The following is a 12,087-nucleotide window of genomic DNA, read 5'->3' as shown; positions in this document are numbered from 1 at the left end:
CGCACTGATCAGGATGAGCAAATGAAGTTTTTCCGATTGATGTGTGCCGCGCTCCTTGGTTTTTCGCCCAATGTCGCGACGGCCTGTGAAACCGCCCTTGTTCTGACGATCGATGTTTCCAACTCCGTCGATACAGGTGAATACCGGCTGCAGGTCGATGGCCTCGCCGATGCTCTGCGCGATCCCGAAATCGTCGAAACCATGATCCGCACCGAAACGGCCGTCGCCGTCGTGCAATGGTCCGGTGAGGATCGGCAGGAACTGACCATTCCATGGGTGCGTATCCGCACGGCGCTCGATGCCGACAACCTCGCCAACAGGGCGCGGCTGATGCAGCGTGCCTTCGTCCTCTCCGACACGGCCCCGGCCGAGGCAATCTATTTCTCGCTCGGCCTTTTCGACGCGGTCCCCGATTGCACGCGCAAGGTCATCGACATCTCGGGCGACGGCACGCCAAATGGCGGAAGCGACGTGCGCGCCGCACGCAACGCCGCGGAACGTGCCGGCGTGACGATCAACGGTATCGCCATCGAATCCATGGGGCTCGCCATTACCAATTTCTACCAGGGCGCCATTATCACCCGAAACGGCTTTGTCATGACCGCGCGAACCCATCGCGAATATCCTGCGGCCATCCGGGCCAAGATCCTGCGCGAAATCAGCCGGATCGTCGGTTGACGAAAAGCCCCTGATCACGCATCAAAAGGGTATGGGGTCCGCGAACACCCCGTGAGGCCACGGCCCAAGCGTCGCATCCACTGACCGCTTTCAGAGAGGATGCAATGGCTGCCTTCACCGAAATATCGCCCGCCAATCTCATGCGCCTGATCGGCACGCCCGATTGCCCGACATTGATCGACGTCTGCATCGACGAAGACTTTGCAGATGACCCATATCTCATCCCGACCGCATTCCGGCATCCACATACCGATATCGATGGGCTGCTATGGCGGATCAACAATAACCGCGCGATCGTCATCTGCCAGAAGGGCAAGAAACTGTCCCACGGCACAGCAGGTGCGCTACGGGCGCGGGGTATCATCGCCGAGGCCCTGCAAGGCGGCAATCACGCATGGCGCGATGCCGGGCTGCCCCGCGTACCTGCAGGAAACATCCCCGGCCCCATTTGGGTCACCCGGCACCGGCCAAAGATCGACCGGATCGCCTGCCCATGGTTGATACGACGCTTTATTTATCCCGACGCGACATTCCTGTTCGTTCCCCCGAACGAGGTCGCGGGCGTCGCACAGCACTTCAAAGCGACACCGTTCGACGTCGAAGACGCCTTCTTCAGCCACCGGGATGACACCTGCACATTCGACACGATGATCACCGAATTCGGGCTTGGCCACCCGGCGCTCGACACGCTGGCAACCATCATCCGTGGCGCCGACACGAACCGGCACGACCTCGCCCCGCAAGCGGCGGGATTGCTGGCTTTTTCGGTGGGCCTGTCACGTATGTACAAAGACGATCACGCACAGCTTGACGCAGGCATGGCGTTTTATGATGCATTGTATCGCTGGGCCCGCGACGGGCAGGACGAAGGTCACGACTGGCCGACAAGGCCCGCAAAATGATCGGTGAACTTATCCGCATCTTCGGGCGCATTGGGCTGCTTTCCTTTGGCGGACCGGCGGCGCAAATCGCGCTGATGCACCAGGAACTGGTCGAAAAACGCGACTGGCTCGACGAACGGCAATTCCTGCGCGCCCTCTCGTTCTGCATGCTTTTGCCGGGGCCAGAGGCGATGCAACTGGCAACCTATGCGGGCTGGAAAAGACAGGGGATCATCGGCGGACTGATCGGCGGCGGGCTGTTCGTACTACCCGGCGCGCTCGTCATCTTCGCCCTCGCGCTGGCATACGGCACATATGGGAACCTACCCTTTGTCCAGGCCCTCTTCCTCGGCGTGAAAGCGACCGTCGTCATCATCGTGATCGAAGCCCTGATGAAAATCGGCAAACGTGCTCTCATCCGCCCCGAACACATCGCCATCGCCATCGGCGGTTTCGCGGCGCTCTTTGTCTTCGCACTTCCCTTTCCATTGGTCATCGGCGTCGCTGCATTGATCGGGGCGTTCCTGCAAACGGGCGAAACCGTCACCCAGCCCATCCCGTCCGGCAGCCTGAGAAAAAGCCTGCTGATCATCGGCATCGGGGGCATCGTCTGGGCCACGCCGATCATCCTGCTGTCGGGCAACGCTTTCCTGACGGATATCGGGATATTCTTCTCTAAACTGGCTGTCGTCACCTTCGGCGGCGCCTACGCCGTGCTGGCCTACATGACGCAAGAGGTCGTCGTGTCCTACAACTGGCTGACCACCGACCAGATGATGGACGCGCTCGGCCTTGCCGAGACAACCCCCGGCCCACTGATCCTCGTCACCCAATTCGTCGGCATGATCGCTGGGCTGGGCCAAGGCGGCACGGGTACAGCCATCGCCGCGGGCCTGCTCACCCTTTGGGTCACCTTCGTACCCTGCTTCATCTGGATATTCGCCGGTGCCCCACTGATCGACTGGCTCGACGGCAAACCGCGGCTGCGTGGGGCGCTGTCAGGCATCACCGCTGCGGTCGTCGGGGTGATCGCCAACCTGTCGCTCTGGTTCGCGCTGCATGTTTTCTTCGGAACACTTGCTAACATTGAGGTCGGACCGATCCAAACCATCTGGCCCGACGTTACCACCGCACAACCCACCGCAATCGGGCTCGCCGTTATCGCCGCAATTCTGCTCCTATGGCGCCATTGGCCTCTGCCTCTTGTGCTCATCATTTCAGCACTGCTCAGCGTCGGCGTCGCCGCCATACCAGGTTTGGCCTAAGATCGCCCTTCACACTCCACTCGAATCCCTTATGCTGACAATAACGGGAGCCAAGAAAGCAGATGTTGTGAGCCGGTCCATCGACTATGGGAACCTGATGCACAAGGCCATGCGCAGCCTGATCCAGGAGGTGCTGGAACGTGTCGCACAGGATGGGCTGCCCGGCGCGCACCACTTCTTCGTCACCTTCGACACGATGCACCCCGACGTGGAAATCGCCGATTGGCTGTCCGATCGCTATCCGGGCGAAATGACGGTCGTGATCCAGCATTGGTTCGAAAACCTCGACGTCACCGACGAAGGTTTCACCATCACTCTGAACTTCGGGGACAATCCCGAAACGCTCTACATCCCTTACGTCGCCATCAAAACATTCGTCGATCCTTCGGTCGAATTCGGCCTGCGCTTCGAAACCCAGGATGACGAGGATGAGGCCGACGAACCCCCCGAGGCCCCCATGAAGGAAATGGCGGAGCCCGATCCCGAACCGCCCGAAGATCGGCAAGAAGCCGAGGTCGTCAGCCTCGATCAATTCCGCAAGTAAGCACGCCTTGCGATCCTATGGGGCGCCGCGTAAACCCTCGACAAAATCCAGCAGAGGGCGCCATCATGACCGACACACGCACCGAAACCGACAGCTTTGGCCCGCTCCAGGTGCCCGCCGACCGTTATTGGGGCGCACAAACGCAACGGTCGATCATGAACTTTCCCATCGGCTGGGAAAGGCAGCCCGTCGCCATCGTCCGTGCGCTCGGCGTGATCAAACAAGCCTGCGCCATGGCCAACAAGGACCGTGGCAAACTCGACGCGAAACTCGCCGACGCGATGATCGGGGCCGCTGCTGAGGTCGTCGCAGGCAAACTCGACGATCACTTCCCGCTGGTCGTCTGGCAAACCGGTTCCGGCACCCAGTCGAACATGAACGCCAATGAGGTCATCAGCAACCGCGCCATCGAAATCCTCGGCGGCGAAATCGGGTCCAAGGACCCGATCCACCCGAACGACCATTGCAATATGGGGCAATCGTCCAACGACACCTTCCCCACCGCCATGCACATCGCGGTCGCAACAACCGCCCATGACGTCCTGCTGCCCGGCCTCGCGAAACTGCACGCGGCACTTGAACAGAAACAGCGCGAATTCGACAAGATCATCAAGATCGGGCGGACGCATACAATGGACGCCACGCCCCTCACACTTGGGCAGGAATTCTCGGGCTATGTCCATCAGGTCGCCATGGGTATCCGTCGGATCAAGGCCGCCCTGCCTGCCATCTACGAACTTGCACAAGGTGGCACCGCCGTCGGTACCGGGCTGAACACACCCAAGGGCTGGGGCGAAACCGTGGCCAAAAACATGGCCGAAATCACCGGCCTGCCGTTCCGCACCGCCCCCAACAAATTCGAAGCCCTCGCCGCCCACGACGCCCTTGTCGAGATGTCCGGCGCGCTCAAAACCGTCGCCGCCAGCCTCTACAAAATCGCCTGCGACATCCGTATGCTCGGCTCCGGCCCCCGCTGCGGCTTGGGCGAGCTGATGCTGCCCGAAAACGAACCCGGCTCCTCGATTATGCCTGGCAAGGTGAACCCAACCCAGGTCGAGGCGATCACCCAGGTCTGCGCGCATGTCATGGGCAACGACGCCGCCGTTGGCTTTGCAGGGTCCCAAGGACATTTCGAACTGAACGTCATGAAACCCATGATGGCCTACAACGTCCTGCAATCCATGCAGTTGATCGGCGACGCCGCCAGCGCCTTCACCGATAACTGCGTCGTCGGGATCAAGGCCAACGAAGACCGGATCGAAAAGCTGATGCGGGAATCGCTGATGCTCGTCACCGCCCTCGCCCCGACGATCGGCTATGACAACGCGACAACGGTCGCGAAGACCGCGCACAAGAACGGAACGACCCTCAAGGAAGAGGCGATCAACCTCGGCTTCGTCGACGAAGAAACCTTCGAAAAGGTCGTCCGCCCCGAAAACATGATCGGACCCAAGTGAAGCCGATCAACCTCAATCAGGCACGCAAAGCCCGCGCCAAGCTACAGGCCAAAGCCCAAGCGGATGAAAACGCCGTCCGCTTCGGGCGCACCAAGGCAGAAAAACAGCAGGATGCGGCTGCGATTAAACGCGCCGTTACCCGGCTCGACCAGCACAAGCGCGATGACTGATCACCGCCGCCCGGTCAAACGCTCCCTCACGATCCGCGGTCACCGGACATCGGTCTCACTCGAAGACATTTTCTGGAACGCCTTCCGCCAGATCGCAGAGGAAGACGGGAAAACCATCAACAGACTCGCCGCCGAAATAGACGAAGGCCGAGGGGACATCGGTCTCGCCTCGGCCTTGCGTGTCTATGTGTATGAGCGCGCGATCAAGCGCGACCAAACTTAGTCTTTCGAATAAAGCGCACCGCGCAGGCTGCTCAGCCGATCCTGGTCCCGCTTTTCCTTGTCATTCAGTTTCGCTGGGCGCACGGACACCGTCGGTGCCGCTTCCTGAACGAACAGCTTGGCCACATCCTGCGGCTTCAGCTTACGTGTCGCAGCTGGCTTGGTGGTGCCAAGCTTGCTGTCATTCCGCTTCCGGCCCAAAAGTCCCGATAGGCCCGATTTGGAAGAACCCGGTAGTGCAATCGTCATGTTATCCCCCGATTAACTATTGAGTGCTTCAAGCGTCTAAATATGCCAAAAAAGATGGCGAAAGAAAGGCGCGGCACGTTGTTACGAACTAACGTCATTAAGCGTCGCAACCGGCGAAGTGTCTATAAAACAATGCTTTACGCAGCGAAGACCAGCGTAACTCCGCCGAATTATGACTCAATTCGACCCATTACGTTTCGTCAAGTGGCTGAATAATCGGCGAATGCGCTGCTTTATGCGCGCTTTAGAAACATTTCAGTCTCTATGTGTGATTCGCAGTTTGATCCCGTCCCGTGCACGGACGGTCAGATGGGCGATCGGCAGCGGGACGTGCCCTTTCACAACCTCAAAGCGATGGCGCCTCAAAAGCATCGCCAATAGCACGACCCCTTCAATCATCGCAAAGCCCGCACCAATGCAAACCCGGGGCCCGGCCGAGAACGGAAGATAGGCTTTACGCGCCGATGCCTTGCCATCGTCACGCTGCCAACGCCCTGGATCGAACCCGTCAGGGTCATCCCAAAACCGCTCATGCCGATGCAGATGCCACGGCGACAGCACGATCTGTGACCTGGCGCGCACATCACGTCTCCGAAATACCTCGGGCTGACGGGCCTCGCGCACCATCATCGGCACCGGCGGATAAAGGCGCAGCGTCTCACGGAACACATCCCGCGTGACAGGCAAGCCGGATAACCCGGCAAAATCACCATCGAACGCCGCGGCCTCTTCGACCACTCTGTCCTGCCAATCCGGATAAAGCGCCAACAGATATAACGCCCACGCCAGCGCCGAGGCACTTGTTTCATGCCCCGCAAGAAAAAAGATCGCGACCTGGTCCACCATCTCATCCACATCGAACCGGTCACCGGTCTCGGGGTCGACCATGGTCATGATCTTCGTCGCCAGATCGTCCGGCGCGTCGCCCCGCGCGATCAAATCCAACCTCTCGGCGGTCAGCCGTTTAATCAACGCCCTGATCTCACGCGCGGTCGCCAGTGTCTTGCGGCGAAAAAACCGCGGCATCCAGCGCGGCCCCGGCACAAAGGCGGCGAGGTTCAAAATGGGCTGCGTCCGTTGATGCGCCCGAAACGCGGCAAACACGCGCGACGCCGTTTCATCCTCGATCGGGATCGAAAAGAGCGTGCGAAAAATGACATCCGCCGCGATATGGCTCGTCACCGCCTCGATCTCTTGCGGCGACCCATCCGCGATATCCGCCAACCGTGCCGCCCCCGCCTGCCCGGCCGCCAGAATGCCCGGAAACGCATCGCGCAAACGCCCCCCTTCAAATGCCGGATCAATGATCCGCCGCTGCCGTTTCCAGACCTCACCATTCGTCAGAAACACGCTCTCACCCAAAAGCGGGCGCAGCCCGGCCCCGACCCGATCCGACTTCGGAAAATCATCGGGCCGTTCGCGCAGCACATAATCGATCAGCGCGGGATCATTCACCAGATAGCTGCGAAAGAACGGCGTCCGAAACTCCGCCATCCACGCGCGGTACAGCTTTGCCGGTTGGGCGGACAGGATATCGCGCCGAAACAGCCGCATATACCGCCACAGCGACACACGCTCGGGCCGTGCCTCCGGTTTCGGGGGGCGAGTCACGGAGCAAGCGACGTGTATTTCGACGCCGGCACATCAATCCGCGATTTCGACGGCGCACGGCCGCGATACCGTTCAGCCAGCGACACTGGCCCGGCAGTGATCTGAAAATAATCATAGTCCTTCGGCTGATCGAACGCGCACAAATACTGAAAATGCAACCGAAAGAAGCGCCAGCGCAGTTTGCGCCAAGTCTCGGGTTTCAGCGTCTGCGTAAACGACGCCGACAGGATCAGCGGCCACTTCTTCCCCGGCGGGGTAACCCCGGTTACCGCCACCGGATCGCACAGGGCAAACGAGCATCCGTCGCCGGGCGCCGACACATCGACCCACGCCACCCGATCCTGACCCGCCAAAAACGCCAGATCACGGCGCAATTCCCGCGCATCCGGCAGGAACGACACCATCGGCACCACCTGCCCCAATGTCAAAAGCGCCAGTCGTGGCCCATCCGTCGGCACCCGCCCCTCGCGGATCAAATCCGCGACCACAGCAATCGCCAGATGCGCCCCCGACGAATGACCGACAACCAGCACCTCGTCCACATCGCTCGACAATGCAGCCGCGATGGTTTCGGCGAACAAATCCATCCGCGCCTGCAACTCCGGCGGGGTCGCACCCCATTTTCCGGCCGAAAACGCATAATCATGCATCAGGTAATAGGCATAAAGACGGCTGTCCTTGCTTTTGAACCAATGCAACAGTGTCAAAACCATGCCCAGCAGGATGGCACATTTCAACGCAAACCCGATCCAACCAAACAGGGCAAAGAAAAACCCGTCGGTCAGCCCGAAAAGGCGCTGAAACCACAACACACCCGCCTCGGCCCAACCACCCAGATACAGGCCCAGCACAATGGCGATCAAAAGCTGACCCAGCAGCATGAACACCGGATACAGCGCCGCGATCACCGGCCCTTTGCGCATCCACATCAACCGGCGCAGCGTGCCCGTGGCAATGTAAATCCACGCCGTCCGCAACAACTGCCAATAGGTCGCGGGGATGGTTTGCGCCATACTCTTGCGCACGATATCCGACCAGACCAGTACATCGATGCGGGCCACGGTCTCGACCCCATCAATACGCGTCTTCACTGCCCAGCGAAACGTATCCTCGGATTGCGCGGCCTTCACGGCGATCTCGTACCCGCCAATCTCGGCCTGTTTCGCGCCTTCGGTCCGATACAATTCGCGATACCGGCGCGGATGGATCGGATCATAGCCGGGAATGTGAAACACGCGGCGCTGTCGCACCGGCCGCTGATCGTCGCGCATCATCGTTCCTTTTCCGCCCCGCAGGAACAGTATCCGGATCGATGCCTAAAGATAAATGGTTACCCAACCGTCGCCAAAGCAGGAAACCGCTCAAGCAGCCAAAAGCTGAACGCGGTGAACTGACCGGTGACCATCATCAAACCGACTGTCCAAAGCAGCAGACCCGAGGTCCGCTCGATCCGCCCCATATGCCGCTTCATCCAGTGCATCACCCGCTTCATGCGCGGGAAAAACGCAGCGACCAGCAGGAACGGAATACCCAATCCCAGCGCATAGACCGCCAGCAAAACCGTCCCCCGCACCACATCGCCTTCGCTCGCCGCCAGCCCCAGTATCGCACCCAGGATCGGGCCCAGACACGGCGTCCAGCCAAAGGCAAAGGCCAGCCCCAGCACATAGGCACCAAAGGCCGACCCACCGCGATCCCCGGTTTCAACCCGCGCCTCGCGATCCAGAAACCCGATGCGGAACACGCCGACGAAATGCGCACCAAAGATCATCACGACGATCCCGGCGATCAGCACGAACCAATCCTGCGCCTGCAACAACATCCGGCCCATGGCTGACGCGGCCATGCCAAGCAGCAAAAAGATCGTGGACAAGCCCAACACGAAAAATGCCGCGGCGACTAACACCTTGCGGCGGGCATCGCGGGTCTCATCCATCTCGGTGACGGACACACCACCCATATAGGCCAGATACGGCGGGACGATCGGCAAGACACAGGGGCTCAGAAACGACAACAGACCAGCCAGCATCGCGATCATCATCGCGGGCAGCAGGGTCGCATCCAGAAACATGGTCGTGTCGAGCATCGTCTCTCCTTCGTCCGATCCTGCCTAAGCGATCCGGGTGCATCCGTCACGGGGGCAAATCCTCACATCTTGGTGGACAAGCTGAAACATCACACATAGCTCTGCGCTATGGATTACGACGCCATACTCGACGCCCGCGGCCTGCTCTGCCCCCTGCCCGTCCTCAAGGCGCGCAAACGGCTGCAAGCGCTGCAATCCGGGCAAGTCCTGCGGATCGAGGCTGACGACCCCGCCGCCATCGTCGACGTCCCCCATTTCTGTGACGAAGCAGGACATACGCTCCTCTCTACCAGTGATCAGGCGGATGTGCAGGTCTACCTGATCCGAAAACGGTAAGGGCAAAGCGTTCAAAACACCCACCTATAAGATCGCCTCTTTCCTGAAACCCCCACAAAGTATACGCTAGTGGCAAGGCCCGTCTCGTGGTCATGAATTTGCCCCGAATGGCCGCGTACATGAGCTTACCAGCGTGAAAATAGCCGACTACATCAGCACCGCTCCGGCGCTATCGGCGCTCACCATGATCACGTTGCCGACGATTCTCTTGGCCATCGCGCATTTCGTCGGACCATATGTGCCGCAATTCCCGCATTGGATCGGCGAATATGCCTGCCAAAACGAGATCACTCAGCAGATCGCCGCACGCGAATGCCGCAACAATCTCCCCAGTGCTGCGCTGAAACTCTCGGCGGTGACGACCATCGCGCTGGCGGCCATGTTCATGCTGATCATCTGGATCGCATCTCGGATCGCGGGCATACGCGCGACACTGCTCAGCGTCATCTTCCCCGCCTGTATCCGGCTCTCGCTCTTGTTCTCACCATTTCTGGTCGCCATGAATTACACCAGCCTGGTGCTGGTTCTTCTGACGGTCCTCTCTTGGCCACTGACGGCGCTCCCCTATGGCGAGACAATCGAAAATGTCGGTCTCATCGGCTTGGGATTGCTGGGGGTGTTGATGGTTCTCAACGCACTCCTGGCCGCTTTCCCCGAAAGAGGCCCGCAGGAATGGATGAAAACCGATACGGTCTCACTAACCTGGGAAAACGCGCCAGAGCTTTGGCAAACGGTCAAGGACATCTCGGTCAAGATGGGGGTCCGGACACCACGTCAGGTCATCACCGGATGGGACATCGGCGCGTGGATCGCGGAGCAGCCGCTTTATTCGCAGGTGGAAGACAAGTCCTTCAACGGCCCCACGCTCTATCTCTCGCTACCGCTCCTGCGCATCCTCACCAAGGCTGAACTTCAGGCCGTCATCGCCCATGAAATGGCGCATTACTCGGGCGGCGATCTGGAGGCGAAAAAGGAATTCAACCGGGCCTACGAACGGCTTTTTTCGGCGATCATCACGGTGCAGGACATGTCGGATGACGTAAAGGACGAAAACAAATCCGAAACCATCGCTTCGATTGCGCTCCTGTCGCACGAACAGGCACAGCGCCATCTGTTGAACACCTTTTCGCGCAATATGGCTGCCATGAACAGAAGGGCAGAGCTGATCGCGGACAAAACCGCAGCCGACCTGATGTCAGCAGATGCGCTCGCGGCGGTCCTGGTCAAACTCAGCATCTTCGACCGGGTCTGGGGCATGGTCGCCGCGGAATACGTCAAAAGGGTCGACAAGGGCTGGCTGGACAAGATCGACATCTCCGTCGTCTACGCAGAAGCCGTCAACATGTTCACCCGCAGCGCCGCTGCCACCGCCGCGACCAAGGTCATCGGCAAGAACAAGGTCGAACACCCGTTCGACACCCACCCCCCGACGCTTCAACGATTGAAGAACATCGGGATCAAGCTGAAACAGCTCGACCTCGAGGAATTGCTGACTGTTTCGGCTGAAAACACGGCGCATCATCTGATCGCCGATCCCGCCGACATCGCCAACGCTTTGGACCCGCTCCCGAACCGGCCCGATACGCCGCCAGCGGCACCCCGTGCTGACGTGACCAGCGCCATGGCCTCCGCATTGCAACCTCTGATCGATCTCGCCGATCAACCGGGCATCCGGATCACCGAGGCCGCCAATTCACTTTCTTCCTGGCAGGAAGACTTCGACCTGTTCGAGTTGCTGGGCGTGCTGTCCGGTCGGCTACCGAAACGTGACATGATCAACGCGCTCGAAATCCTGAAAAGACGGCTGACAAAACGACAGCGCACAAATCTCCTCAAGACAATGAAAGCCTTGGCGAAATTGGGTAAACCACGCGACCATGCTGCGCAAAAGGCACTGATGAGACAACTCCAAGACAACCTTGCCCGCAGCTGAACAGACAAAGAACAGAACACACCGATGGACCCATCCTTCAAGTTTTCCCACTCCCGCCAGGCCATGCAGAACGCACTGGCCGACGGCAATCTATCCATCGGCCATCGCGAACGCCGCTACCGGCGTGTAAAAAAACCGTCATGGATGCGGTTTCAAAAAGACCCGGTGCTGCAACAGCAGCTGGACCAGCACGAATACCTGCTCGAAAACGGCCAGATCGCATGGTGCGCAGTCATCCAGGCGAACGAATTGCTGTTCTCGGACGGTCCGCACGACCATCCGGCTGCATTCATCTACGGCACCGACAAGCGTATCCTCGAAGATCCGGAAATCCTGACGGACGCAGCCGAAGGACTTTTCGAAATCAAGGGCCGTGTCACCACCCCCGAGGTCCAGCATTTCGCCGATCGGCTTGCCGATGAAACGACGTCAGACCTGAAATTACCGGTCCCGACAGAGCTGACCAACGGGATCCAGTGCTTCTACACGACGATGATCGTGTTCCGAAAACACATCCTCTACGGACGGCTCGACGGGCGCATTCTCCCCATCCTGACCGCACCCCACGCAACGGATGCCGTCACCATCCTGCCCGAACGGTACTGGGACATCGAATTCATCAACAACGTCTGGTAGGGCAGGTTCGGCGCCATTG

At 59.8% G+C, this 12,087-nt stretch carries 14 protein-coding genes; 10 read left to right on the top strand and 4 right to left on the bottom strand.

From position 1 onward, the window contains the following. Nucleotides 1-21 precede the first annotated feature (21 nt). The 7 genes from V8J85_RS03470 (at nucleotide 22) to V8J85_RS03440 (ending at nucleotide 5,218) form a co-directional block, all read left to right on the top strand. Nucleotides 22-678, top strand: a complete 657-nt coding sequence (locus tag V8J85_RS03470) for a DUF1194 domain-containing protein (RefSeq protein WP_339952252.1) — start codon at nucleotides 22-24, stop codon at nucleotides 676-678. Nucleotides 679-782: 104 nt separating this feature from the next. After that, on the top strand, nucleotides 783-1,580 hold the full coding sequence (locus tag V8J85_RS03465; RefSeq protein ID WP_339952250.1) for a sulfurtransferase/chromate resistance protein: 798 nt from the start codon (nucleotides 783-785) through the stop codon (nucleotides 1,578-1,580). Beyond that, nucleotides 1,577-2,824, top strand: coding sequence for a chromate efflux transporter (chrA, locus tag V8J85_RS03460; RefSeq protein ID WP_339952248.1), 1,248 nt, complete (start codon nucleotides 1,577-1,579; stop codon nucleotides 2,822-2,824). Before V8J85_RS03465 ends, chrA begins: the two co-directional genes overlap by 4 nt. Nucleotides 2,825-2,891: 67 nt before the next feature. Continuing rightward, nucleotides 2,892-3,368, top strand: coding sequence for an SspB family protein (locus V8J85_RS03455; RefSeq protein ID WP_339953066.1), 477 nt, complete (start codon nucleotides 2,892-2,894; stop codon nucleotides 3,366-3,368). Nucleotides 3,369-3,433: 65 nt separating this feature from the next. Continuing rightward, nucleotides 3,434-4,825, top strand: coding sequence for a class II fumarate hydratase (gene fumC / locus V8J85_RS03450; RefSeq protein WP_339952246.1), 1,392 nt, complete (start codon nucleotides 3,434-3,436; stop codon nucleotides 4,823-4,825). After that, on the top strand, nucleotides 4,822-4,995 hold the full coding sequence (locus V8J85_RS03445; protein ID WP_339952244.1) for a DUF4169 family protein: 174 nt from the start codon (nucleotides 4,822-4,824) through the stop codon (nucleotides 4,993-4,995). Before fumC ends, V8J85_RS03445 begins: the two co-directional genes overlap by 4 nt. Then, nucleotides 4,988-5,218: a ribbon-helix-helix domain-containing protein gene (locus V8J85_RS03440; protein WP_339952242.1), complete on the top strand. Its 231-nt coding sequence runs from the start codon at nucleotides 4,988-4,990 to the stop codon at nucleotides 5,216-5,218. The genes V8J85_RS03445 and V8J85_RS03440 overlap by 8 nt, the downstream gene beginning before the upstream one ends. On the opposite strand, the gene V8J85_RS03435 is transcribed toward V8J85_RS03440, so the two are convergent. The 4 genes from V8J85_RS03435 to V8J85_RS03420 all read right to left on the bottom strand — a co-directional run bounded on the left by V8J85_RS03435 (nucleotide 5,215) and on the right by V8J85_RS03420 (nucleotide 9,163). Next, nucleotides 5,215-5,466, bottom strand: coding sequence for a hypothetical protein (locus V8J85_RS03435; protein ID WP_339952240.1), 252 nt, complete (start codon nucleotides 5,464-5,466; stop codon nucleotides 5,215-5,217). The two genes, V8J85_RS03440 and V8J85_RS03435, sit on opposite strands and share 4 nt — an antisense overlap. A gap of 255 nt (nucleotides 5,467-5,721) precedes the next feature. Beyond that, nucleotides 5,722-7,020: a cytochrome P450 gene (locus tag V8J85_RS03430; RefSeq protein WP_339953065.1), complete on the bottom strand. Its 1,299-nt coding sequence runs from the start codon at nucleotides 7,018-7,020 to the stop codon at nucleotides 5,722-5,724. Nucleotides 7,021-7,073: 53 nt separating this feature from the next. Further along, a complete protein-coding gene (locus V8J85_RS03425) occupies nucleotides 7,074-8,348 on the bottom strand; it encodes a hypothetical protein (RefSeq protein ID WP_339953064.1) in 1,275 nt (424 codons plus the stop codon). A 59-nt stretch (nucleotides 8,349-8,407) separates the two neighbouring features. Next, nucleotides 8,408-9,163: a cytochrome c biogenesis CcdA family protein gene (locus V8J85_RS03420; RefSeq protein ID WP_339952238.1), complete on the bottom strand. Its 756-nt coding sequence runs from the start codon at nucleotides 9,161-9,163 to the stop codon at nucleotides 8,408-8,410. Between the two features lie 108 nt (nucleotides 9,164-9,271). Between V8J85_RS03420 and V8J85_RS03415 the strand changes: the two genes are divergently transcribed. The 3 genes from V8J85_RS03415 (at nucleotide 9,272) to V8J85_RS03405 (ending at nucleotide 12,068) form a co-directional block, all read left to right on the top strand. After that, nucleotides 9,272-9,499, top strand: a complete 228-nt coding sequence (locus V8J85_RS03415; RefSeq protein ID WP_339952236.1) for a sulfurtransferase TusA family protein — start codon at nucleotides 9,272-9,274, stop codon at nucleotides 9,497-9,499. 133 nt (nucleotides 9,500-9,632) lie between these two features. After that, complete coding sequence (locus V8J85_RS03410) at nucleotides 9,633-11,432, top strand: M48 family metallopeptidase (RefSeq protein ID WP_339952234.1); 1,800 nt, start codon at nucleotides 9,633-9,635, stop codon at nucleotides 11,430-11,432. 63 nt (nucleotides 11,433-11,495) lie between these two features. Next, nucleotides 11,496-12,068: a hypothetical protein gene (locus tag V8J85_RS03405; protein ID WP_339952232.1), complete on the top strand. Its 573-nt coding sequence runs from the start codon at nucleotides 11,496-11,498 to the stop codon at nucleotides 12,066-12,068. Nucleotides 12,069-12,087: the final 19 nt, after the last annotated feature.

Origin of the sequence: Yoonia sp. 2307UL14-13 (assembly GCF_037572755.1) — a bacterium.
Lineage (GTDB): Bacteria > Pseudomonadota > Alphaproteobacteria > Rhodobacterales > Rhodobacteraceae > Yoonia.
The sequence above is the reverse complement of the archived record's forward strand: the minus strand, read 5'-3'. Positions and strand labels throughout refer to the sequence as shown.

Coding starts and splice junctions, on each gene's coding strand:
- fumC (WP_339952246.1), top strand. CDS start 3,434: ATGACCGACACACGCACCGAAACCGACAGCTTTGGCCCGCTCCAGGTG.
- V8J85_RS03435 (WP_339952240.1), bottom strand. CDS start 5,466: ATGACGATTGCACTACCGGGTTCTTCCAAATCGGGCCTATCGGGACTT.
- V8J85_RS03470 (WP_339952252.1), top strand. CDS start 22: ATGAAGTTTTTCCGATTGATGTGTGCCGCGCTCCTTGGTTTTTCGCCC.
- V8J85_RS03440 (WP_339952242.1), top strand. CDS start 4,988: ATGACTGATCACCGCCGCCCGGTCAAACGCTCCCTCACGATCCGCGGT.
- V8J85_RS03415 (WP_339952236.1), top strand. CDS start 9,272: ATGGATTACGACGCCATACTCGACGCCCGCGGCCTGCTCTGCCCCCTG.
- V8J85_RS03465 (WP_339952250.1), top strand. CDS start 783: ATGGCTGCCTTCACCGAAATATCGCCCGCCAATCTCATGCGCCTGATC.
- V8J85_RS03405 (WP_339952232.1), top strand. CDS start 11,496: ATGCAGAACGCACTGGCCGACGGCAATCTATCCATCGGCCATCGCGAA.
- V8J85_RS03425 (WP_339953064.1), bottom strand. CDS start 8,348: ATGCGCGACGATCAGCGGCCGGTGCGACAGCGCCGCGTGTTTCACATT.
- chrA (WP_339952248.1), top strand. CDS start 1,577: ATGATCGGTGAACTTATCCGCATCTTCGGGCGCATTGGGCTGCTTTCC.
- V8J85_RS03430 (WP_339953065.1), bottom strand. CDS start 7,020: ATGCGGCTGTTTCGGCGCGATATCCTGTCCGCCCAACCGGCAAAGCTG.
- V8J85_RS03420 (WP_339952238.1), bottom strand. CDS start 9,163: ATGCTCGACACGACCATGTTTCTGGATGCGACCCTGCTGCCCGCGATG.